This window comes from Microbacterium sp. zg.Y909 (assembly GCF_024626565.1).
Window position 1 is genome coordinate 1 of the sequence record NZ_JANJFJ010000008.1, and the last position, 20,098, is coordinate 20,098.

The window sequence follows — 20,098 nt, forward strand, 5'->3', positions numbered from 1 at the left end:
CACCCGGAGCACGACGAACAGGATCGTCACCGCCAGCGCGAACGCCAGCAGCAGCAATCCTGTCCGTCGAAGCAGGTACCGGGTGATCGCTACGCCTTCGTGATGTCGTACACGTAGAAGAGGGAGTTCAGTCCATTCTCCGGCACGCCGCTGACCCCCTCCGCCGCGATGCGCAGCTGCGGGTTCAGGTAGAGCCAGACGCTCGCGGCGTCGTCGGAGATCTGCTGGTTCGCCTTCGCGATCAGCTCGGTCTGCTCCTCGACGGTGGATGCCGCCTCGGACTGAGCCAGCCACGTCTGCACGTCGGCGTTGTCGTAGCCCCAGTAGAAGTCGGGGTTGCCGTAGAAGTTGATGTCACGGTCGTTGACGTGGCCCTGCAGGGTCGCCTCGAAGTTCTTGTCCGTGTAGACCTTCTGGTACCACTCGTCGTCGGTGATGATGTTGATCTCCACCGTCACGCCGACCTTCGCCAGCTCGGACTTGAGGAACTCCGCGACCGTGGAGTGCACGCCCGAGTCGGGGGTGTCGATCGTGAAGGTGAATCCGTCGGCGTAGCCGGCGTCGGCGAGCAGCTGCTCGGCCAGGGCGGGGTCGTACGGGTTGTTGTCGGCGAGGTCGAGGTACCACGGCTCCGACGGCGGCACCATCGAGCCGATCAGCTCGCCGCGGCCGTCCCAGATGGCGTCGAGCAGCTTCTCGCGGTCGATCGCGGAGTACAGCGCCTTGCGCACGGCAGCGTCGTTGAAGGGTGCGATCCGGGTGTTCAGACCCAGCAGCTCCTTCGTCGTCGAGGTGCCCTCGATAATCTGGAAGCCGGCCGATTCGAACTCGGCGAGGCTGTCGGGGTTCGACTGGCTCGTGACGAGGTCGACGGCGCCGGTCAGCAGCGCGTTGTTCAGCGCCGTCGGGTCGGCGTAGTACTGATAGACGACGCCGCCGTTGGCGGGTGCGTCACCCCAGTAGTCGTCGTTGACCTCGAGGGTGATCGAGTCGCCCTTGCGGTAGTCGGCCAGGGCGTAGGGCCCGGTGCCGTCGGCGCTGGTGGTCAGCTCCCCCGCCTCGTCGTTGACGATCCAGACGTAGCCGAGGTTGTACGTGAAGCTGATCGACGGCTGGCTCAGCGTGACCGCGACGGTGGTGTCGTCGACGACCTCGACGGTGTCGATGACCTTCAGCTGGTTCTTGCGGGCCGCGATGGAATCCTCGCCCACGAAGCGCTCGAGGCTGTACTTGACGTCGTCGGCGGTGAGCGGGTCGCCGGAGTGGAAAGCGGCGTCGGCGAGGGTGAACGTGTACACCAGGCCGTCGTCGGACACCTCGGTCTCGGCAGCCAGGAGCGGCTCGACCTCGGCGTCGTCGGTGATGCGGAAGAGGCCTTCGTACACGTTGCCGGTGAAGACCTCGGTGACACCGGAGGAGCCGCCGAAGATCTGGTCGAGGTTCGTGGGCTCGTTCTGCGAGCCGATGACGATCTCGGCCGCGGCGTCGGGCTGGCCCGATCCCGACGACGAGGAGCCGCCGGAGGCGCAGCCGGCGAGCACGAGGAGGGCTGCGGATGCCATCGCGGGCGCGGCGAGATATCGGGTGAGGCGGCGTGAGGTCACGTCGGGTCCTTTGCTGTGGGGGGCGACGGCAAGAACTGCCGGATTGGGGGGAGGTCGGTCAGAGGGGGAACCGACTCGAGAGGGGAAGGTCAGAGGGGGAAGTCGCTCAGAGGGTGAAGCCGTCGGCGAAGCGCACGCGCTTCTCCCCGGCACGCACCGCGAACGGCAGCCGGTTCTGCACCGGAGGCAGCGGACAGTTCATCTGGTTCGAGAACCCGCACGGCGGCACGGTCGCGCGGTTGAAGTCGACCGTCAGGGCGACGCTGTCGCCGGGGCGCAGCTCGCGCGATTCGGCAGGGCGGTCCAGAAACAGGAAGCGCCCGGCACCGTACGTCTCCGTGCCGTTGGTGCGGTCGCCGAAGACGAGCTGCAGCTTGGCGGTGCCGCCGTAGACGGTGTCGAACGCGTTCAGGCGGTACTCGGTGCCGTCGACGGAGAACACCAGGTCTCCGGACACCGGCAGGCCACGGGTGGCGCCGGCATCCTTGATGTGCTCGAACGGCACGACGCGCTGCTCGTCGACGAGTTCGAAGCGTCCTTCGAGCACCCAGGCCGGGTCGTACGGGTAGCGCTCGATGTCCTCGAAGGCCTGCTGCGCAGGAGAATCCCGCCGCCAGATGCGGTAGCCCTCCTGCGGCAGCCCGGTGTCGATGTCGGTGCGCTGCAGCCGTGTGAAGATCGCGTCGTCGGGCTGCCCCACGCGGGCCGCGGCCTCGTCGACCGGGGGCTCGCCGGGAGCGGACCAGTGCGTGAGCACGAGCGAGAGGGCGCCCTGCGGGGCGGTGACGGTCTCGCGACGGGCGCGCGCCCACTGGGCGTAGGCGTCGGACGCGGTCGGAATCGTTTCAGTGCTCACCATGACAGGTAACCAAACGCGGTCACCCTTCAGAAATTCCGTTTCCGCGTGTTTCCGTGAGACAGATTGCGCGATCGGGCTATTCCGACACTGCAGCGGCGACGTGCTCGGCGAACGCGACGTACGCTTCGGGACCGTCGGCGGAGGTGACCGCCCGCAGCACGACCTCGTCCACGACGGACTCGTACGCCGCCACCGCGCTCCCGAGGTCCGCCGCGCTGTCGATGACGGTCGCGTGCGGCGCCAGCCCGAGCCGCGCGAAGTTGGCGGCGTAGCTCGGGAACCCGGCGTAGCGATCCGTCTCGGCGCGCAGCCGCGGGTCCGCAGCGGGGTCGACGGAGGCGCGCACGTACAGCGCGACGTGGGCGTTGGCCGCGTCCGCGTGGGCGGCGATCGTCTGCCGCGCGGCCGTTTCGGGGTCGAGCCAGCTCAGCAGCAGGCCGTCCGCCGTCCGCACGCCGAGCCGCCGCATGCGAGGGCCCAGCGCCCCGACGACGACACGCGCCGCGGTGGTCTCCCGCAGCGCCTCCGCGGCGCGGCCGACGGCGTCCAGCGCCCCCGCGCGCAGCTGTCCCGACCCGATGCCGAGCACCAGTCGCTCCTGCGGCAGTCCGAGTCTCGTCACCGTCGCGGCGATCTCGGGGGCCGCACGGCGGTCCACGGGAAGCACGCCGGTTGCCAGCACCAGGTGCTCGGTCACCGCGGCAGCCGCCGCCAGCACCTCGAGCGCGTCGGCGTGCGGAGTGTCGTTGACCCACAGCGCGTGGAAACCGCCCCGTTCGAGCACGGGCGCCAGTCGCGCCGCGACCTCAGGTCCTGCGGCGGCGGCGATGCCGATCGACAGCATGTCAGCTCCTCTCCTGTGGCGCGGTCGCCCACAGCGCCCACGCCACGAGCACCGGCTGCAGCAGCAGTCGCAGCAGGCGCGCCCGGTCGGTGCGCAGGCCCGGGGCAGGCCGGCGGGTGCGCCACTGGTGGACGTTCCCCGGGAACACGGCGACGAAGAATGCCGCCACGGCCACGCCGATGCGCCGTCGCTCGCGAGGCAGGGTGACCAGCGCCGTGCCCAGCAGCAGCTCGGCGGCGCCGGATGCCACGACGATCATGTCCTTGTCGGTGCGCAGCACCCGGGTCGCCCAGTCCGGCACGGCGATGCGGAAACCGCGTCGCAGCCAGAACAGGTGCGCGAGGCCCGCCGCGGCGAGCAGGCCCGCCAGCGCCCAGCGGGCGGCGGTGCGGAGGATCGACGTCGACACGCCCCCATCCTGGCATCCGCCCGCGCTGAACTCAGCGTCCGCCGGGAGGTCCGATGATCAGCAGCACGGTGAACGCCACGATCACCGCGGCCAGCAGGGCCAGTCCGAACAGCAGCGGCCGGCGCAGCAGCGCACGCAGCAGCCGGTCGTGCCAGGCGCGTTCGCGGGGGTCGTCGGTCTCCTCCAGTCGCCACTGGCCGTTGAGTCGGCCGGTGCGGTTCAGCCACATCTCCACCGGGATCGTCGCGTACGGGATCACTGCGGAGATGACGGCCACGGCGGTGGGGCCGGGCGCCCATCGGTTGTTCTTGGCCACCAGGATCGCCGTCGCCCCGTAGGAGAGGAAGACGAACCCGTGAATACTGCCGCCGATCGTCGTGGCGATGTCCAGTCCCAGCGTGGCCCGCAGGATGAGTCCGGCGATGAGCAGCGTCCACGACACCGCCTCGGCGATCGCAAGCGTGCGGAAGAGCGTCAGCGGCGTGCGGAACATACCTTCAGGCTAGCTGAAGGAAGCTGTCTGACCACTGAACGGATTCTCATGCAGGCCCTGCAGCGCGCCGGTCAGCGACGGCAGCTCTGCGGTGAGCTCTGCGTCCAGCGACGCCAGCAGCGCCTCGGCTGCGGCCAGAGCGCGCTGGCCCTTGGCCGTGACCCGCAGATCGGAAGCGGCACCGGCATGAGCGGTGGCGTCGGTCACCATGTCGTCGGCGGCGAGGGCACGCACCGCCGTGTGGGCGGTCTGCACGGTGATCTGGCTGCGTCGCGCCAACTCGCTGAACGAGATGCCCGGCTCCGCGCCGATGTGCGCGAGGAGTGCGTACTTGCGGGTCGTCAGACCGACGGTCTTCAGCGCGGCGCCCAGGCGCCCGTCCCAGATCGACGACACCGTGAGCAGGGAGATGACAGGACTGAAGGGAGGTCGCTCAGCGCCCATCACGTGTTCTCCCTCATTCGCACCGACACTCGATGCTATCGACGCCGCGCGTCCGTTCCCGCACACCGACGCGCTTCAGTTCCCGACGATCTGGCCGTCGCCGTCCACCATGGGCGGCGCGTCTTCGGCATCCAGCGGCGCATCGACGTCGTCGGGCTCGGCAGCATCGGTCGTGTCGGGCTCCGGGCCGGGGGTGATCGGCGGCAGGCTGCGGTCGTCATCCATGCGGTCCATCAGAGCGCACGGCGGCGGGCGGATGCAACGACTTGACATGAAGCGGCCCCGCGGACGCGCCGCGTGGGGGCGTTCATCTGCCGTGCCGCGGTGACGGCATGATGGAGCGATGACCCGCCGACTGAGCGACACGACCGCCACCCTCACCGGTATCGCCCTCCTCACACTGCCCGTCCTCGCGATGGCGCTGAAGCTGGCCTCGCTGGGCTGGATGGTCTTCGCCCTCTTCGTGACCGCGCCGCTGTGGATCATCGGATACGCCCTGCAGGTCGCGGTCGCCGTCAGCGGCTACCTGAGGTCGCGCGGCGCGCTGCGCGAGGGACCGGTCGCCACCCGCGGACTGGTGTACTCCTGGGCCACGAGCATCGCCGTCGTGTTCGCCGGCCTCTTCCTCGTCGACGGCGGCACCGGGGATCTGGGTTCGACGTTCATGCTGTGGACGGGTCTGGCCGGTGACTCGGGGGCAGCCGCGGTGTCGACCGCGGTCTTCACGCTCGCCGTCTTCGTCTGGCTGGTCACCTGGGCGTGTCTCGTCGTCGAGTGGATCCTCGCGCTGGTGCGGCGCCGCCGCGCATCGCGCGCCGCCGCCTCCCCCTCCCCCGCAACCGTCGCCTGACCCGGACGGATCCGTCAGCCCCCGGCGGCCGGGGTCAACCCAGCAGGACCCGCTCGACGTCGCTCTCCGACCCCTGCGGCTCGGGAACCGCATACAGGCCACGCGGCGAGTTCGCCGTCGCGGCGAGTGCGTCGATCCAGGCACGGTTGATGCGGGGCTGGCGGCTGCCGCTGAACTTGAAGGTCAACGAGGCCCCCGGGTGGATCCACAGCGACGTACGGCCGCTCCCCAGGCTCGTGTCGTCCTTCCAGGTGAAGAAGAACCCCTCGGAGCGACGGAGTTTTGCACCCATCACGACCTGCAGGTGGGCCAGCAGCCGATCATCGAAGGTCGCGCTGGTCTGTGAGTTGTAGGTGAACTTCCCCATCGGGGCCTCCGGTCTGCGCGCGGCGGCGCACGAGGTCTATCTCTGTCCTAGTGAGCCGCTGCGAACGCGGCCCGCCCTCACAAGTCGAAGAACCCACCGAACGGGTCTTCGTCGTCCCCCGTGTCACGAGGGTCGAACTGCACCGTCTCCTCGGCGATGACGACCTCGGTGCGGGGTGAGACCAGCACCGCAACCGAACGGTTGCCCACCACAGTGAAGTCCACGAACCGGCCGCCTTCGCGGGAGGCGCTCTCCATTTGACGTCGGAGTTCGTTGAGATCCTCGCCCTGCGCCAGGAGATAGCCCTCCCCGTTGATCCGCACTTCGGTTCGAACCATCGTCTGCATCTCCGTCACGCGCCCCACACTACGTGACCGACCTGAGCGCGATGAAGGCCTTGCGCCCCGGCACGTCCAGCGACTAGGACGGTCGGGCCCTCACCCATCGACAAGGGCCGGCGCCGCGAAGGCCTCCGCCCGCGCGGGCCTAGCATCGGATTATGCCCCTCGCCCTTCTCACCGGCGCCGCGCGCGCGAACAGCATCGCCGCCGGTGTCGCACCGCGCCTCGTCGCCGACGGCTGGCACGTGGTCACGAGCGACCTCACTGCCGCGGACTACCCAGCGGACCTGTCTGACCCCGCCTCCCCCGCTGCCCTGATCGAAGCCGTGCGAGGCGACCACGGGCCCCTCGATGCCCTGATCCTCAGTCACGCACACGATGTCCAATCCGGCATCCTCGACACCACCGCCGACAGCTTCGACCGTCACGTCGCGGTCAACGCCCGCGCGAGCCTGCTGCTGATCGCCGCGTTCGCCAGGCAGGCACCTCCCGCCGGCGGCGCGATCGTCGCGTTCACGAGCGACCACACCACCGGCAACCTCCCCTACGGCGCCTCCAAAGGGGCCCTCGACCGCATCGTCATCTCCGCGGCCCGCGAGCTGGGTCCCCGCGGCATCTCGGCGAACGTCGTCAACCCGGGCCCGATCGACACCGGCTGGATGGACGACGAGACGCGCACCGCCCTCACCGGGATGCACCCGCTCGGGCGCATGGGCACGCCCCGCGACATCGGTGGGGTGGTCGCGTTCCTGCTGTCGCCCGAGGGCCGCTGGGTGACCGGGCAGCTGCTGCACACCGACGGCGGGTTCTCGGCCCGCTTCTGATCCGCGGCCTCAGGGATGCGGGTTCGTCGCCGCTCCGTCGAGCCACAGCATGTCGGTGGGGTCGGTGTGCGTGCCGCCGCTGCCGACGTGCTTCGCGCTGATCTGGGGCCCCTTCGTGATGACGTGGACCATCGCCATGGCGTGTCCACGGCCGACGCCGTAGTCCTCGGCGAGCCACTGCACGAGGGGAGCGGCAGGGGTCGACGAATCGAAACCCTTCTCCGCGGCGATATCCACCAGCTGGCGCGGGGTGAGCCCGGTCTTCTTCTCGACGGCGTCGAGGTACGCCTGGAAAGACATGTGCACTCCTTCAGTCGGTCAGCGAGGGGATGTCGAGCGTGCCGCGGGAATCCCACCACTCCTGGATGATCACCGGCGACGCATGCATGCAGACGATCCGCAGCCGCGACGTGCCGCAGTTGACGAAGCGATGCCAGGTCCACAGCGGCGCGGTGACGGTGTCCCCGGCCGTCGCCCGCAAGACGCGATCGCCGATCGTCACCTCAGCCTCACCCTCGAGCACGATCCAGGTCTCGGTGTACGGATGACGGTGCAGCTCCGGGCCCTGACCGGGGTCGTTGTCGACGAAGAAGTACGACAGGCCCGCGCCGTGCTCACGCCCGACGAACCGGCGGGTGCGGCCGCTGCCGATCCGCAGCGCCTCGGCGGGGATCAGTTCCACAACCTCGTCCATCGTCCCTCCCGGTGCGTCGTCGCTGCTCCGAGGGTGACATACACGGTCCCACGACCCAAGACCCGATCCCCTCGGGCCCACGAACACCCCGACCACGCCCGCCAAACGAGGACACGACGTGTCCGCGTTGCCGCGTACCGTCAGCGATACAGCGATCCCGCCGGGATCCCCGGCTGAGGAGAACGCCATGGACTGGAAGATCGAGCTCATTTTCGTTCCGGTGACGGACGTCGACCGCGCGAAGGAGTTCTACACGAGGATCGGCTTCACCGCCGATCACGATCAGCTCCCGTACGAGGGTCTGCGGTTCGTGCAGATGACTCCGCCGGGGTCGGCCTGCTCGATCGCCTTCGGCACCGGGCTCGGCTCCCGGATGGCCCCGGGAAGCCAGGACTCGATCCAGGTCGTGGTGCCCGATGCGGACACGGCACTGTCGGACCTGCGCGCTGCGGGCGTGGAGGCACAGGGGGTCGACGAGCAGGCGTGGGGACGGTTCGTGACCTTCGATGACCCTGATGGCAACACCTGGACGCTGCAGCAGCTGCCGCCGCGGGTCGGCGGCTGACGGCCACGGCCGCTCCCCGAGCGCCTACCACAGCAGGCCGCGCAACGTCTGGATCCATGACCTCCGCCGTGCGCGTGTCGTCGCCATGGGCCTTGACTCGCGCGGAACGCAGCGACGACCCCAAGCAGGATTGGCGACCATCATTGTGCGGATTTTCTGATCTCGGATGCCGCGCGTAAAGTCACGGCATGAGCGACGAAGCCCAGCCCGAAGTCATCGGCCGTCCGGGCACTGACGTGGATGCGGGACCTCTCGGCTGTATGCGAGCCCGGTGCTGGCGGGCAACCTACGACTTCCGATCAGCAAGGCTGGGCTCGTCGACGGCGAGGTCGTCGGCCCCGCCCGAGACGCGACGCGCCCGCGCCGTTCTTCGGCGAGATGCTGACCGCGGCCCGCTGCTGAGGTGAGACTGGTCGCTCTCACCGGCGGAATCGGAGCCGGCAAGAGCACCGTTTCGCGGGCGCTGGCCGCGCGCGGAGCGCAGGTGATCGACGCGGACGCGACCGCGCGGCGCGTCGTGGACCCGCAGGGCCCCGACGGTCCGGTCGTGCTGGCACAGATCGCCTCCCTTCTCGGCCATCAGGTGATCAGGCAGGACGGCTCGCTCGACCGGGAGCGCGTTGCTGCCGTCGTCTTCCACGACGAAGAGCTGAGGCTGCGCTACAACGCGATAATCCACCCGGCGATCATGCACGCGACGGCCGCGGAGATCGCCGCGCACCGCGGCAGCGAGGCCGTGGTCGTGCACGAGATCCCCCTGCTCACCGCCGACAGCGCCGATCTGCCGTGGACGTACGACGTGATCGTCACCGTGGAGGCAGCTGCCCACGAGCGCATCCGCCGACTGCAGAGCGATCGCGGATACACGCGCGAGGATGCGGAGGCCCGGGTGCGGGCTCAGGGTGACGAGGAACGGCGCCTCGCGATCGCGGACGTCGTGATCCGCACCGACGGGTCGCCGGCAGACACCGAGCGCCGCGCCGACGAGCTGTGGCGACGGCTGACCGCCTGACCCACCCCGTCGGCGCGGACGACTCACCGATACTTGCGAAGCTCCTGACGAGCCACCGAACGCAGGTGCACCTCGTCCGGACCATCGGCGATGCCGAGGATGCGGGCACTGGCCCACATGCGCGCGATCGGGGTGTCATCCGTCACACCCATGCCGCCGAAGGCCTGGATCGCCCGGTTGAGCACGGAGCGAGCCGTCCGGGGTCCGATGATCTTCACCGCGGCGATCTCGATCGCTGCACCCTTCGCCCCGACCTCGTCGATCATCCACGCGGCCTTGAGGACCAGCAATCTCGCCTGCTCGATCTCCAGCCGGGACTCGGCGATCCACGTCTGGATGATGCCCTGATCCGACAGCGGACCCCCGAAGACCTCGCGCTGCATGACCCGCTTCGCCATCATCTCGAGCCCACGCTCGGCCATGCCGATGCAGCGCATGGCGTGGTGGATGCGACCGGGCCCGAGCCGAGCCTGAGCGATCGCGAATCCCTCGCCCTCGCCGGAGAGCATGTTGCCCGCCGACACGCGCACATCCGTGAACACGATCTCGGCGTGGCCCTGCTGATCGTGGTATCCGAAGATCGGCAGCGACCGGACGACCTCGACACCCGGGGTGTCGATCGGGACGAGGATCATCGACTGCTGTCGATGGGCCGCCGCTTCCGGGTCGGTCTTGCCCATCAGGATGAGGATCTCGCAGCGCGGGTCGGCGGCTCCCGTCGTCCACCACTTGCGCCCGTTGATGACGTACTCGTCGCCGTCGCGGACGATCGAGGTCGAGATGTTGCGCGCATCGGAGGACGCGACATCCGGCTCGGTCATCGAGAACCCGGAGCGGATGCGCCCAGCCATGAGCGGCTCGAGCCACCGCTCCTGCTGCTCAGGAGTGCCGAACATGTGCAGGATCTCCATGTTGCCCGTGGACGGGGCGGAGCAGTTCAGCGCCTCGGGAGCGATGTACGGCGATCGGCCGGTGATCTCCGCGACGTGCGCGTAGTCGAGGTGCGTCAGTCCGGAGAGCGCCGGCAGGAACAGGTTCCAAAGGCCCTGAGCGCGTGCCTCGACCTTGAGTTCCTCGATGATCGCTGGCACCTCATGGCTGCGCGGCCCGTTCGCCTCGAGCTGCGCCTGATAGACGGGCTCGGCGGGGTACACGAACTCGTCCATGAACCTGTTCAGGCGATCGATGACGACCTGCGCCTCGTGACTCGGTGACAGCTGCATCAGCACTCTTCTCTCTTTTCGGATTCGAGATCACCCGTCGTGTTCGCCAGGATCACCTTGCCGAGCGCTCCTCGCTCCATCACGACCTCCAGAGCCGTCGCGGCATTCACGAGGGGGTGCACGGCGTGGATGTGCGGACGCAACAGGCCCTGCGCGTGCCAGTCGAACATCCGCGCCATGTTGTGCGCGTTGGATTCGGGGTTGCGGCGGGCCCAGGCGCCCCACAGCACACCGAGCAGCGAACCCCCGCACACGAGGAGCCGGTTCAGACCCACCTTGGGGATATCGCCCGATGCGTACCCGATGGTCAGGTACCGCCCGCCCCAGGCGAGGGAGCGCACCGCTGTCTGCGCATGCTCTCCGCCCACCGGGTCGTAGACCACATCGACGCCCCCGGGAGCGAGTCTTCTGAGCTGATCCTGCAAGTCGCCGGCAGAGTAGTCGATCACGTCGTCTGCGCCGTGCTCTAGGCACAGCCGACGCTTCTGCTCGCTCGAGGCCGCGGCGATCACACGGGCTCCGAGTGCTTTGGCGATCTCGACGGCCGTCAAACCCACGCCCCCCGATGCTCCGAGCACCAGCACGGTCTCGCCAGGCCGCAGGTCGGCGCGGTCCACGAGCGCATGAAAAGAGGTGCCATACGCGACGGGGAACCCGCCCGCGTCGGTGTACGACATCGCGTCCGGTATCGCGAAGACCATGTCGGCTGCGACGAGCACCTGCTCCGCGTACCCGCCCATGCCGGTGAAGGCGAGAACCCGTGTGCCGACGCGGACCGCCGTGACATCGGCGCCCACGGCGGCGGCGACGCCAGCGACCTCGGAGCCCGGGATGAACGGCAGCTCGGGCCTGGTCTGATAGGTGCCCGCGACAATGAGCCCGTCGGGGAAGTTTACCCCGGCGGCGCGAACATCGATGAGGACCTGGCCCGGTCCCGGCATCGGAGTCTCGATCTCATCGAAGCTCAAGACGCTGGGGCCTCCCAGCCGGTGCGCGATCTGGGCGCGCATCAGGCCGCTGCCTCCGGTGCGACGAAGGTCGCCCATGCCGTCGCCGCGACGCCGCCGGTCTGGCGGGTGCAGTCGAGTTCGACATCGATCATCGCGGTGCCGTCCTGCTCATACTCCCGCACGACGCGACCGGTGCAGGTGAGCACGTCACCCGGCCACACCTGCTCCTTGAACCGGGTGCGGAACGAGCGGATGCCGTTGGCTCCCAGCCAGTCGGTCGCGTAGGTGCCGAGGATCCCCGCCTGCAGCATCCCCACCGAGAACGGCGAGGGGTAGCCCGCGGCTTCGGCGTAGGTCTGGTCGTGGTGGATCGGATTCATGTCGCCCGACGCGCCCTGGTAGCGGACGAAGTCCGTGCGGGTCTGCGGATCGATGACCCACGGTGCAGGAATCGGACGGGCGCTCATGACTCCTCCTTGGCGGCGCGGGCGGTCTCGACGCCGGTCATGGTGGAGCGCGCGACGAGCACGCCTTCCTCATCGAGGAAGTCGGTGATCATGACGACGAAGGTCAGCTCGCCGCCGCGCCTGCCCTCCTTGACATACATGTCCGCGATTCGCGAGGTACACCACAGTCGGGTGCCGGCCGTCGGCGGGGGGCCAAAGAACTCGTACTGCTGCTCCGCGTGCAGCACGCGCCTGCCGTCGAGCTTCGTGGCATCCCACGGATTTCCCGCCGGCGGCTGCCACAGGTTGGTCACGGTGAGGAAGGTGGGAGGGCACACCGGAGCCTCGGGCTCGAGGTAGGCGGGGTTGCTCGATCGGGTCGCTCGCGCGAACTCCCGGATCTTTCCCCGCTCCACATCGAGCACGTAGGTCTCGCCCGCGGTTCCCACCGCATTCAGATCGGCCATGTCGACTCTCTTCTCAGGCGTGCTGGCTGCTGACCGACACGACCTCGCCGGTCATATAGGAGGAGTAGTCGCTGGCGAGAAACACCATGACGTTCGCGATCTCCCACGGCTGTGCCGCCCGCCCGAACGCTTCCTGGGCACTGAGCTGCGCGAGCAGGTCGTCGTCGGAGACCTTGGCGAGATACGCGTGCATCGCGATGCTGGGAGAGACGGCGTTGATGCGGATGCCGTGCGGGGCGACATCCATGGCGGATGCCCGCGTGAGCGCCATGACACCCGCCTTCGCCGCCGCATAGTGCGCCTGCCCGGCCTGCGCGCGCCACCCGATCACGGAGGCATTGTTGATGATCACACCGGATCCCTGCGGCAGCATGTGGCGCAGCACCGAGCGGGTCGCCCGGAAGGTGCTCGTCAGTGTGACATCCAGCACCGAGGACCACTGGTCGTCGGTCATCTCCATCACGCTGGCTGTTCCACCCAGCCCCGCATTGTTCACGAGCACATCGATGCGGCCATGGCGCTCGACCGCGCTGTCCATCAGGTGGTCGAGTTGCGCCGGATCGGTGACGTCGCACGGGACGGTGTGCGGACGCACACCGAACTCCGCCTCGAGACGGTCAGCGGCCTCGCCCAGGCGACGCTCGTGACGATCGCTGATGGTCAGGTCGGCGCCGTTGATGGCGAAGCGCTGGGCGGCGGCGAACCCGATGCCGGTACCGGCGGCCGCGGTGATGACGACCGAACGCCCCCGCACGAGTGCATGGCCGGGCCCGGGAACGGGGGTGATCTGCTCAGACAAGGTCGGCCATCTCCTTCTTCAGCTCCTCGACCGTCCACCGGTCACCCTTGTCGATGACCTTGCCGTAGCTCCAGGGCAGGAACTGACGGATCTCGCCGCCCTTGGCGTAGAACACCGCGCCCGTCGCCGGGCAGTCCGCGGTGAGCAGGTAGGCCACCACCGGCGAGACGTTGCCCGGGTGGAAGACATCGAATGCTTCCGGGTCCTCGGGGACTGCCACGAGCTCCTTGATGCCCGGCACGTCCTGCGTCATCCGGGTGCGGGCGACGGGGGTGATCGCGTTGGCGCGCACGCCATAGCGACCCAGCTCCTGCGCGATGATCTGCGTGAGCGAGGCGATGCCGGCCTTCGCCGCACCGTAGTTGCTCTGACCGACCGCGCCGATCAGACCTGACGTGCTCGAGACGTTGACGATCGACGCCGAGACCTCGTCGCCCGCCTTCGATCGGTCGCGCCAGTGGGCACCGAAGACGCGGCAGGGTGCGAAGGTGCCGCGCAGCTGCCCGGTGATCACGTCGTCCCATTCGTCTTCGCTCATGTTCACGAACATGCGGTCGCGCAGAATCCCGGCGTTGTTGACCAGCCCGTGCACCTCGCCGAAGGCCTTGAGCGCCGTGTCCAGCAGGCGCTGTGCTCCCTCCATCGTGGTGACGTCGTCCGTACTCGCGACCGCGGTGCCGCCCGCGGCGACGATCTCGTCAACGACCGCCGCGGCGATCGTGTCATCCGCGCCGGACCCGTCTGCACCCGTGCCGTTGTCGTTCACGACGACGCGCGCGCCTTCGCGCGCCGCGAGCAGGGCGTGCTCACGGCCGACGCCGCGGCCCGCTCCCGTGACCACGATCACGCGGCCGTCAAGTTGATTCGTCATGCGTCTCTCCTCATCGATATCTGCGTCGCCGGTGCGGCGATGTCGTTCGGGTCGGCGGCGTGCGTCTGCCCGGCGCCGAGTCTCGCCAGAACCGTCCCGGCCTCGGCGATGATGCGGTCGATCAGCTCGGCTACGCTCGGCACGTCGTCGATCAGGCCGACGACCTGCCCCGTCGCCATCACCCCGATGTCGGCGTTGCCCTCGAGCAGCGCCGAGCGGTAGAGCATCGGAGCATTGGCCGCCATGATCACCTGGCGCCACTTGAGCCCTTCGTCGCGGTGCATCGCGAATCCTTCACGGATCATGTGCGGCCACGGGGTGCCCGAGAGCCTCTGGAAGGCGAAGGCGTTGCGTGCGGCACGCAGCATCCGCTGCGGACCGCGCGTCGATTCGAGCTTGTCGATGGTGCCCGCGCGCAGCACGCGCTGCGGCACACCGTCGATCTCGACGGTGACGACGGTATCGGTGACCGACTTGGACAGGTACACGTCCTTCACGGCCTGCGCGACCGGCGAGTCGGAGGTCATCATGAAGCGCGTGCCCATCGCGATGCCGTCGGCACCGTAGGCGAGCGCCGACACGAGCCCGCGTCCGTCAAAGTAGCCCCCGGCTGCGATCACCGGGATGTCCACAGCATCGACGACCTGAGGCAGCAGCAAGCTGGTGGGCACTGAGCCGGTGTGACCGCCCCCCTCGCCCCCCTGCACGACGACCGCGTCCACACCCCACTCGGCGACCTTCTCCGCGTGCCGGCGCGCCCCGATCGAGGGGACGACGACCAGGCCGGCGTCCTTGAGGCGGTCGATCAGCGCGCGCTTCGGAGCGAGAGCGAACGAGGCGACCTTGACACCACTGCGGATGAGGAGGTCGACCCGCTTGTCGACGTCCTCCTGGTTGGCGCGGATGTTGACGCCGAACGGCTCGGGTGTCTGCGCCTGCACCTGGTCGATGGCCCGCGCGAGCTCCTCGAGCGACAGCATCCCGCCCGCGATGATCCCGAGCCCACCCGCGCGCGCGGTCGCGGCGGTGAGCGTCGCGTCGGACACGTACCCCATACCGGTCTGGACGATCGGGTGGCGCACACCGAAGAGGTCGGTGATGCGGGTGCGCAGCACCGGGGCCACCGCCGGAGCGGTCATGCGCGCACCTCGAGGTCGCGCAGGCTTCGCGGATCGATCACCGTGCGGATCAGGTCGAGCTCCTCCGCCGTCGGCAGACGGGTCTCGGGAACGGCATCGGGTATCACCAGGTCGAAGCCGGTGGCCGCGACGACGTCGTCGACACCGACTCCGGGGTGCACCGACTTCAGGCGCAGTCGGCCGGAATCCGGTTCATAGTCGAGCACGGCCAGGTCGGTGATCACGACGCGCAAATCGTGGTGCTTCTGCGCCGACGGACCCGCCGCCCGCGCGTTGTCGTTGCCGACGCCGGAGACCATGTCGACCTCGGGCACGAACACCCGCGTGCTGTGGGCGGGGACCCAGTAGCTGGTGGGGTGGTACACGGAGTTTCCCGGCGCCCCGCGCACGCCGAGCAGCTGTACCTTGGGCTTGGCGTGATCGCCGATGGCCGAGATATTGGCGTTGCCGAAGGCGTCCAGCTGCGTGGGGATCATCGTAATGTGGCGCTTCCCGTTCCACACCAGGGTGAAGATCTGGTTGAACGGCAGCCAGGCCTCGATCTCGCCGTCGGCGGCCGCGCCGACGGCCCAGGTGCCGCGCACGGCTGTGGCCTCGCCGTCGGACAGCATGAGGTCCGGGGAGAACGTGTGGCGGGCCAGCCGCACGCCGATCGCGGGGACCGTCCCGAAGGCACTCGCGATGATCTCGCCGTTGTGCCGGTAGGCGTCGGCGCAGGCGACGGCGCAGATCTCGGCGCGGGTGGCGTCGCTCATGACAGGGCTCCGTTCGTGATCGGTGCGGGCTCGGCGAGATAGCGGTTGAGGAACCCCTCCCACTGCTCGGGGTCCTTGGCGGCCGCGACGTACTCGCGCTGGAACTGCTCGTCGCGTTCGTAGTCCGGCACGCACGAGGTGAAGTGCGCACCACCGGGGGCCTCGACGACGCCCGTGACGAGCAGCCGCGGGATACGGATCGTCGCGGGGTGCGCGATCGCGGTCAGCTCGGCCGTCGGCACGATGCGCTCGGCGGAGACGTAGGCATTCTCCGCCGCGAGGCAGAACAGGTCATCGAAGTACAGATCGGGCCCGAGGTACTGCGCGTTGCCGTAGACGTCGGCCCGGTTCATGTGCACGAGAGCCGCGTCGAGGGGGATGGCGGGCATGGCCACCAGCGTCTCGCCCTGGTACGGATCGACGATCGTCTTCAGGTGCGGGTTGACCCGCATCACGTCAGAGCCGAGTCCGGCCCGGGTGGGCAGGTAGGGCAGTCGGATGCCCGCGGCGTGCAAGCCCCACTGCAGCATCCCCTCGTCGTACTCCTCGACCTCGATCGCGCCGTTCTGGCGTGCGGCGCGGAAGTGCGGGTCGAGGGGGATCGAGTCAAGCGACACGAAGCCGAAGACGACCTTCTTCACCTTCCCGGCCGCGCACAGCAGTCCGACGTCCGGGCCGCCGTACGACACGATCGTCAGGTCCGTCAGATCCGAGCGAACGATCTCCTTGATGAGCGACATGGGCTTGCGCCGCGATCCCCATCCTCCGATCCCGATGGTCATGCCCGAGCGCAGTCGGCTGACCACCTCCGCTTCCGTCATCGTCTTATCCGCCACTGCGATCCTCACTGATCCCTGGAGATGCACCTAACAAGTGCTTGCTTCACAAACACCGTAGCAAATGCTTGATTGGTTGTATAGTCGACGCAATGGAGACCCCGCACGAAGCCCGCATGGATCGGTCCGGACGCACCGACCTGATCCTCGCGTGCGCCGCCGAGCTGTTCGCCGAGAAGGGGATCGCCGGCACCACCGTGCGCGACATAGCCGGTCGCACCGGGATCCTCTCCGGCAGCCTCTACCACCACTTCCCCTCGAAGGACGCGATCGCCGACCGCATCGTCACCCTCTACCTCGACGAGCTGGTCTCGCAGTACGAGCGGGTGCTGGCCGCGGAGCACGACGCCCGGGCGGCACTGGGCGGGTTGGTGATGGCCTCCTCCCGGGTAAGCCGCGCGAACACACACGCTTCCGAGATCTACCAGCGCGAGACCGCGTACCTGCGCCAGCTGCCCTCCCGCGACTGCATCCGCGATGCCACCCGCACGATCAGGGAGAGCTGGATGACGACCCTGGAGCGCGGTGTCACCGCCGGCGACCTTCGCGGGGACGTGCCGGTGGAGCTTCTCTATCTGCTGCTCCGCGATGCGGTATGGCTGACCGCGCGCTCCTTCTCCCCCTCGTCCGAGCTGGGGCACGACGGGCTCGCGCGGTCGATCCTGTCGGTCTTCCTCGACGGAGCAACCGCACAGCCCACGGAGAGGATCCCCCTATGAGCCAGCACCCCACCGATCCAGGACTCCACTCGGACGCCGTCTCGGCGTGGTTCGCCGAGAACATCGACGGTGCCTCCGGCGCCCTCGCCTTCGAGCAGATCGCCGGCGGCCGCTCCAACCTCACCTATCTGGCGCAGAACGACTCCGGCTCGCGCTGGGTGCTGCGCCGGGCGCCTCTCGGGATGGGCGACTCCCGCTCGCACGACGTGCTACGCGAAGCCGGCGTGCTCGCCCGACTCGCCGGCACCCCCGTGCCCGTTCCCGCCGTGGCCGGACGCACCTCGGATGCACGCATCACGGGTGCGCCGTTCTACGTCATGGAGCACATCGACGGGTTCGTCCTGCGCGACCCCGCAGCGGTGGACGCGGCCGTGGCCCCCGAGCGTCGCCACACCTTCGCTGCCTCCCTCGTGTCGAGCCTCGCCGATCTGCATGCGGTCGACCCCCACGACGTCGGCTGGGGCGAGCTCGCGGCCCGCGAGGACTACATCTCTCGCCAACTCACCCGCTGGCATTCCAACTGGACGGCCGACAGGGTGCGGGTGCTCGACGACATCGGCCGCGCGCACGACCGGCTGCGCGAACTCGTCCCCGCACAGACCTCGGCGCGGGTCGTGCACGGCGACTACCGGATCGACAACTGCGTGTACGGCCCCGACGGCACCATCCGCGCGGTCCTCGACTGGGAGCTCACCACCGTCGGCGACCCGCTGGCGGACCTCGGTCAGCTCCTGACCTACTGGGCCGAGCCGGATGACGAAGTGCGCGCCCTGCAGAACTCTCCGACCCTCGCGCCCGGCTTCCCCTCGCGCGACCAGTTGTTCGAGCTGTACATCGCGGCGGCGCCACACACCGATGTCTCCCGCATCGACTTCTACGTCGCCTACAACTGGTGGAAGGTCGCGTGCATCGTCGAGAACGTGTACACGCGGATGTCGCGCGGGGCGATGGGGGCGAGCGACCGCTCACCGGCATCGTTCGCCGCACAGGCCGAGCGCATCGCCGCCGAAGCGTGGCGTCTCACCCGCGCGATCTGAGGGGGCCGTCACACCGCGGCGACCGCCAGTCGCTCCCGCGCGCCGTCGGTGCGCGCATACTCCCGGTGCAACGCCGTCTGACGCAGCGCAGAGTGCAGCCAGAATCCCCGCATCCCATCCCAGCCCGCCGTCCAGGTCAGTCGCCGCGCGTACTCCCAAACGGGAGCATCGCCCAATTCCTCCTGCAGGGCCGCGACTTCCGCGGTGCGGCGCAGATGGTGCGCGATCAGCTGCGCGCGCCGGGCGTCCAGCCCGCGGAAGCTGTACTCGTGGCCAGGGAGCACGGTGTACCGGTCGTACGGGGCGAGCCGATCGAGGGAGGCGAAGTAGTCGCCGAGTGGGTCGCTTCCGGGAAGTGTGCCGATCCCGATCCCCGAGTAGATGCGCGGAAGCACATGGTCCCCGGAGTAAAGGAGCCCGCGCTCTTCATCGACGAGACAGACGTGGCCGTCGGTGTGCCCGGGCGTCGCGATGACCCGCAGCCGATGCGTGCCGAGTTCCAGCACACTGTTGTCGCCGATCACCTGGTCCGGCGCGGCGGAGGACACCAGGCTCGGCCGATCGAAGGAGGCGAGCAGCGCCTCCCACTCGCCGTCCGGAACGCCCCACTCGCGCAGGGTCGCGCGGTAGGCCGGCGCATCGGTCGCCGCCGGCGACGTCTCGCTCTGGAGCACCCGCTGCTCGACCGAGGAGAAGACCACCCGCGCGCCGACGAGCCCGCGCAGGACGCTTGCGGCCCCCAGGTGATCCGGATGGAAATGGGTCGCGATCGCCGTGCGCACGTCGCCGAGCGCACGGCCGGCGGCGAGAAGCCCGGCCGTCAGCGCCTCGATGCCGGTCTCGTCACCCCACCCCGGGTCGACGAGATGCACGCCTCGATCGTCGAGCAGCGCGTAGCAGAGGGTATGCGGGATGGTGCCCGCAGGGATGGGCACCGGGATCGCCCACACGTCGGGAGCCACCTGCTCCGCCACAGCTGTCTCGCCGCCGTCCCACGCCGCGATCTGGGTCGGGCTCAGCGATTCGACGACGCTCACTGCGCCCACGCCGCCAGTTGCCGGCGGAAGTCCTCGGGGATGCGGATCGCCCGCTGCGCGCCGTCGACCAGGACGATCGTCGTCTTCGCCCGAGAGACGAGCGCGTCGTCTTCGAAGCGCACCATCCGGTATTCGACCGGGAACGACGTCGTGCCGGCCGCCCCGACGCGCAGTTCGAGACGGATTTCGTCGAACAGCCGGGCCGGCACGAGGTACTCGCACTGAGTGGCTCGGGTCACCGTCGTCCATCCGCGGGTGGCGAGCGACTGATCCTGACGGTAGCCGTTGCAGAAGAGGAAGTCGCTCCAGAGCGCCTCCATCTTCGGGAACCAGCTCGCGTAGTACAGGATGCCTGCCGGATCCGTGTCGTTATACGTGAGCCGACGAGTATCGCTGTGCAGCATGACGCCCCCGGTTCAAGCCAAGCAAACGCTTGTCGCAAAACCCTATCGCGGTGCATAGTGGGTCGCAAGAATCATGGCACCTAGCGTTTGTTTGGTAACGTTACCCTAT

The 20,098-nt window shown here is 69.1% G+C and carries 28 protein-coding genes; 6 read left to right on the top strand and 22 right to left on the bottom strand.

From position 1 onward, the window contains the following. Positions 1–89: 89 nt before the first annotated feature. The 7 genes from NQ160_RS01180 to NQ160_RS01210 form a co-directional block, all read right to left on the bottom strand. On the bottom strand, positions 90–1,604 hold the full coding sequence (locus NQ160_RS01180; RefSeq protein WP_257513402.1) for an ABC transporter substrate-binding protein: 1,515 nt from the start codon (positions 1,602–1,604) through the stop codon (positions 90–92). A 106-nt stretch (positions 1,605–1,710) separates the two neighbouring features. After that, the gene (locus tag NQ160_RS01185; RefSeq protein ID WP_257513403.1) at positions 1,711–2,463 is read right to left on the bottom strand and encodes a DUF1684 domain-containing protein; all 753 of its coding nucleotides are present in this window, start codon (positions 2,461–2,463) and stop codon (positions 1,711–1,713) included. 76 nt (positions 2,464–2,539) lie between these two features. Further along, positions 2,540–3,307, bottom strand: coding sequence for an LLM class flavin-dependent oxidoreductase (locus tag NQ160_RS01190; protein ID WP_257513404.1), 768 nt, complete (start codon positions 3,305–3,307; stop codon positions 2,540–2,542). A 1-nt stretch (position 3,308) separates the two neighbouring features. Then, positions 3,309–3,716, bottom strand: a complete 408-nt coding sequence (locus NQ160_RS01195; protein WP_257513405.1) for a hypothetical protein — start codon at positions 3,714–3,716, stop codon at positions 3,309–3,311. A gap of 31 nt (positions 3,717–3,747) precedes the next feature. Next, entirely contained in the window at positions 3,748–4,209 is a 462-nt protein-coding gene (locus NQ160_RS01200) for a DUF3817 domain-containing protein (protein WP_257513406.1), read from the bottom strand. Between the two features lie 9 nt (positions 4,210–4,218). After that, a complete protein-coding gene (locus tag NQ160_RS01205) occupies positions 4,219–4,653 on the bottom strand; it encodes a MarR family winged helix-turn-helix transcriptional regulator (RefSeq protein ID WP_257513482.1) in 435 nt (144 codons plus the stop codon). Positions 4,654–4,728: 75 nt separating this feature from the next. Beyond that, positions 4,729–4,878, bottom strand: coding sequence for a hypothetical protein (locus NQ160_RS01210; protein ID WP_257513407.1), 150 nt, complete (start codon positions 4,876–4,878; stop codon positions 4,729–4,731). 118 nt (positions 4,879–4,996) lie between these two features. On the opposite strand from NQ160_RS01210, the gene NQ160_RS01215 reads away from it, so the two are divergent. Then, a complete protein-coding gene (locus NQ160_RS01215; RefSeq protein ID WP_257513408.1) occupies positions 4,997–5,503 on the top strand; it encodes a hypothetical protein in 507 nt (168 codons plus the stop codon). Positions 5,504–5,537: 34 nt separating this feature from the next. Here NQ160_RS01215 and NQ160_RS01220 read toward each other — a convergent pair whose 3' ends face one another. Together NQ160_RS01220 and NQ160_RS01225 are read right to left on the bottom strand one after the other, a co-directional pair. Beyond that, a complete protein-coding gene (locus tag NQ160_RS01220) occupies positions 5,538–5,870 on the bottom strand; it encodes a DUF7882 family protein (RefSeq protein WP_257513409.1) in 333 nt (110 codons plus the stop codon). Positions 5,871–5,947: 77 nt separating this feature from the next. Continuing rightward, a complete protein-coding gene (locus NQ160_RS01225; protein ID WP_257513410.1) occupies positions 5,948–6,208 on the bottom strand; it encodes a hypothetical protein in 261 nt (86 codons plus the stop codon). 161 nt (positions 6,209–6,369) lie between these two features. On the opposite strand from NQ160_RS01225, the gene NQ160_RS01230 reads away from it, so the two are divergent. Next, the gene (locus tag NQ160_RS01230; RefSeq protein WP_257513411.1) at positions 6,370–7,035 is read left to right on the top strand and encodes an SDR family oxidoreductase; all 666 of its coding nucleotides are present in this window, start codon (positions 6,370–6,372) and stop codon (positions 7,033–7,035) included. Positions 7,036–7,044: 9 nt separating this feature from the next. On the opposite strand, the gene NQ160_RS01235 is transcribed toward NQ160_RS01230, so the two are convergent. Together NQ160_RS01235 and NQ160_RS01240 are read right to left on the bottom strand one after the other, a co-directional pair. After that, positions 7,045–7,335 (bottom strand): DUF4287 domain-containing protein, encoded by a 291-nt coding sequence (locus NQ160_RS01235; protein WP_257513412.1) that lies wholly within the window; start codon positions 7,333–7,335, stop codon positions 7,045–7,047. 10 nt (positions 7,336–7,345) lie between these two features. Continuing rightward, positions 7,346–7,729 carry a cupin domain-containing protein gene (locus NQ160_RS01240; RefSeq protein ID WP_257513413.1) on the bottom strand — a complete coding sequence of 128 codons (384 nt, stop codon included), beginning with the start codon at positions 7,727–7,729 and terminating at the stop codon, positions 7,346–7,348. A 187-nt stretch (positions 7,730–7,916) separates the two neighbouring features. Between NQ160_RS01240 and NQ160_RS01245 the strand changes: the two genes are divergently transcribed. Further along, a complete protein-coding gene (locus NQ160_RS01245) occupies positions 7,917–8,294 on the top strand; it encodes a VOC family protein (RefSeq protein ID WP_257513414.1) in 378 nt (125 codons plus the stop codon). Positions 8,295–8,697: 403 nt separating this feature from the next. Next, complete coding sequence (coaE, locus tag NQ160_RS01250) at positions 8,698–9,306, top strand: dephospho-CoA kinase (protein ID WP_257513415.1); 609 nt, start codon at positions 8,698–8,700, stop codon at positions 9,304–9,306. Positions 9,307–9,329: 23 nt separating this feature from the next. Here coaE and NQ160_RS01255 read toward each other — a convergent pair whose 3' ends face one another. The 9 genes from NQ160_RS01255 to NQ160_RS01295 are packed head-to-tail and all read right to left on the bottom strand — an operon-like array spanning position 9,330 to position 16,777. Further along, entirely contained in the window at positions 9,330–10,529 is a 1,200-nt protein-coding gene (locus tag NQ160_RS01255) for an acyl-CoA dehydrogenase family protein (protein ID WP_257513416.1), read from the bottom strand. Next, a complete protein-coding gene (locus NQ160_RS01260; protein ID WP_257513417.1) occupies positions 10,529–11,575 on the bottom strand; it encodes an NADPH:quinone oxidoreductase family protein in 1,047 nt (348 codons plus the stop codon). The genes NQ160_RS01255 and NQ160_RS01260 overlap by 1 nt, the downstream gene beginning before the upstream one ends. Further along, positions 11,539–11,946: a MaoC/PaaZ C-terminal domain-containing protein gene (locus NQ160_RS01265; RefSeq protein ID WP_257513418.1), complete on the bottom strand. Its 408-nt coding sequence runs from the start codon at positions 11,944–11,946 to the stop codon at positions 11,539–11,541. Before NQ160_RS01265 ends, NQ160_RS01260 begins: the two co-directional genes overlap by 37 nt. Beyond that, positions 11,943–12,392: a MaoC family dehydratase N-terminal domain-containing protein gene (locus NQ160_RS01270; protein ID WP_257513419.1), complete on the bottom strand. Its 450-nt coding sequence runs from the start codon at positions 12,390–12,392 to the stop codon at positions 11,943–11,945. The genes NQ160_RS01265 and NQ160_RS01270 overlap by 4 nt, the downstream gene beginning before the upstream one ends. A 13-nt stretch (positions 12,393–12,405) precedes the next feature. Next, positions 12,406–13,191, bottom strand: a complete 786-nt coding sequence (locus tag NQ160_RS01275) for an SDR family oxidoreductase (RefSeq protein ID WP_257513420.1) — start codon at positions 13,189–13,191, stop codon at positions 12,406–12,408. After that, entirely contained in the window at positions 13,184–14,062 is an 879-nt protein-coding gene (locus NQ160_RS01280; RefSeq protein WP_257513421.1) for an SDR family oxidoreductase, read from the bottom strand. The genes NQ160_RS01275 and NQ160_RS01280 overlap by 8 nt, the downstream gene beginning before the upstream one ends. Next, on the bottom strand, positions 14,059–15,201 hold the full coding sequence (locus NQ160_RS01285) for an NAD(P)H-dependent flavin oxidoreductase (RefSeq protein ID WP_257513422.1): 1,143 nt from the start codon (positions 15,199–15,201) through the stop codon (positions 14,059–14,061). The genes NQ160_RS01280 and NQ160_RS01285 overlap by 4 nt, the downstream gene beginning before the upstream one ends. Then, positions 15,198–15,956, bottom strand: coding sequence for a CoA-transferase subunit beta (locus NQ160_RS01290; RefSeq protein ID WP_257513423.1), 759 nt, complete (start codon positions 15,954–15,956; stop codon positions 15,198–15,200). Before NQ160_RS01290 ends, NQ160_RS01285 begins: the two co-directional genes overlap by 4 nt. Beyond that, entirely contained in the window at positions 15,953–16,777 is an 825-nt protein-coding gene (locus tag NQ160_RS01295) for a CoA transferase subunit A (protein WP_257513424.1), read from the bottom strand. Before NQ160_RS01295 ends, NQ160_RS01290 begins: the two co-directional genes overlap by 4 nt. 107 nt (positions 16,778–16,884) lie before the next feature. Here NQ160_RS01295 and NQ160_RS01300 point away from each other — a divergent pair, with 107 nt between their 5' ends. After that, on the top strand, positions 16,885–17,511 hold the full coding sequence (locus NQ160_RS01300; protein ID WP_257513425.1) for a TetR/AcrR family transcriptional regulator: 627 nt from the start codon (positions 16,885–16,887) through the stop codon (positions 17,509–17,511). Further along, positions 17,508–18,548 carry a phosphotransferase family protein gene (locus NQ160_RS01305; protein WP_257513426.1) on the top strand — a complete coding sequence of 347 codons (1,041 nt, stop codon included), beginning with the start codon at positions 17,508–17,510 and terminating at the stop codon, positions 18,546–18,548. The genes NQ160_RS01300 and NQ160_RS01305 overlap by 4 nt, the downstream gene beginning before the upstream one ends. Before the next feature lie 8 nt (positions 18,549–18,556). Here NQ160_RS01305 and NQ160_RS01310 read toward each other — a convergent pair whose 3' ends face one another. Then, a complete protein-coding gene (locus tag NQ160_RS01310) occupies positions 18,557–19,594 on the bottom strand; it encodes an MBL fold metallo-hydrolase (protein ID WP_257513427.1) in 1,038 nt (345 codons plus the stop codon). Then, complete coding sequence (locus NQ160_RS01315) at positions 19,582–19,989, bottom strand: acyl-CoA thioesterase (protein ID WP_257513428.1); 408 nt, start codon at positions 19,987–19,989, stop codon at positions 19,582–19,584. The genes NQ160_RS01310 and NQ160_RS01315 overlap by 13 nt, the downstream gene beginning before the upstream one ends. Positions 19,990–20,098 lie beyond the last annotated feature (109 nt).

Bases quoted from the DNA above. Each gene is read 5' to 3' on its own strand.
- NQ160_RS01185 (WP_257513403.1), bottom strand. From the start codon at position 2,463: ATGGTGAGCACTGAAACGATTCCGACCGCGTCCGACGCCTACGCCCAG.
- NQ160_RS01190 (WP_257513404.1), bottom strand. From the start codon at position 3,307: ATGCTGTCGATCGGCATCGCCGCCGCCGCAGGACCTGAGGTCGCGGCG.
- NQ160_RS01200 (WP_257513406.1), bottom strand. From the start codon at position 4,209: ATGTTCCGCACGCCGCTGACGCTCTTCCGCACGCTTGCGATCGCCGAG.
- NQ160_RS01205 (WP_257513482.1), bottom strand. From the start codon at position 4,653: ATGGGCGCTGAGCGACCTCCCTTCAGTCCTGTCATCTCCCTGCTCACG.
- NQ160_RS01210 (WP_257513407.1), bottom strand. From the start codon at position 4,878: ATGGATGACGACCGCAGCCTGCCGCCGATCACCCCCGGCCCGGAGCCC.
- NQ160_RS01215 (WP_257513408.1), top strand. From the start codon at position 4,997: ATGACCCGCCGACTGAGCGACACGACCGCCACCCTCACCGGTATCGCC.
- NQ160_RS01220 (WP_257513409.1), bottom strand. From the start codon at position 5,870: ATGGGGAAGTTCACCTACAACTCACAGACCAGCGCGACCTTCGATGAT.
- NQ160_RS01225 (WP_257513410.1), bottom strand. From the start codon at position 6,208: ATGGTTCGAACCGAAGTGCGGATCAACGGGGAGGGCTATCTCCTGGCG.
- NQ160_RS01230 (WP_257513411.1), top strand. From the start codon at position 6,370: ATGCCCCTCGCCCTTCTCACCGGCGCCGCGCGCGCGAACAGCATCGCC.
- NQ160_RS01235 (WP_257513412.1), bottom strand. From the start codon at position 7,335: ATGTCTTTCCAGGCGTACCTCGACGCCGTCGAGAAGAAGACCGGGCTC.
- NQ160_RS01240 (WP_257513413.1), bottom strand. From the start codon at position 7,729: ATGGACGAGGTTGTGGAACTGATCCCCGCCGAGGCGCTGCGGATCGGC.
- NQ160_RS01245 (WP_257513414.1), top strand. From the start codon at position 7,917: ATGGACTGGAAGATCGAGCTCATTTTCGTTCCGGTGACGGACGTCGAC.
- NQ160_RS01255 (WP_257513416.1), bottom strand. From the start codon at position 10,529: ATGCAGCTGTCACCGAGTCACGAGGCGCAGGTCGTCATCGATCGCCTG.
- NQ160_RS01260 (WP_257513417.1), bottom strand. From the start codon at position 11,575: ATGGGCGACCTTCGTCGCACCGGAGGCAGCGGCCTGATGCGCGCCCAG.
- NQ160_RS01265 (WP_257513418.1), bottom strand. From the start codon at position 11,946: ATGAGCGCCCGTCCGATTCCTGCACCGTGGGTCATCGATCCGCAGACC.
- NQ160_RS01270 (WP_257513419.1), bottom strand. From the start codon at position 12,392: ATGGCCGATCTGAATGCGGTGGGAACCGCGGGCGAGACCTACGTGCTC.
- NQ160_RS01280 (WP_257513421.1), bottom strand. From the start codon at position 14,062: ATGACGAATCAACTTGACGGCCGCGTGATCGTGGTCACGGGAGCGGGC.
- NQ160_RS01285 (WP_257513422.1), bottom strand. From the start codon at position 15,201: ATGACCGCTCCGGCGGTGGCCCCGGTGCTGCGCACCCGCATCACCGAC.
- NQ160_RS01290 (WP_257513423.1), bottom strand. From the start codon at position 15,956: ATGAGCGACGCCACCCGCGCCGAGATCTGCGCCGTCGCCTGCGCCGAC.
- NQ160_RS01295 (WP_257513424.1), bottom strand. From the start codon at position 16,777: ATGACGGAAGCGGAGGTGGTCAGCCGACTGCGCTCGGGCATGACCATC.
- NQ160_RS01300 (WP_257513425.1), top strand. From the start codon at position 16,885: ATGGAGACCCCGCACGAAGCCCGCATGGATCGGTCCGGACGCACCGAC.
- NQ160_RS01305 (WP_257513426.1), top strand. From the start codon at position 17,508: ATGAGCCAGCACCCCACCGATCCAGGACTCCACTCGGACGCCGTCTCG.
- NQ160_RS01315 (WP_257513428.1), bottom strand. From the start codon at position 19,989: ATGCTGCACAGCGATACTCGTCGGCTCACGTATAACGACACGGATCCG.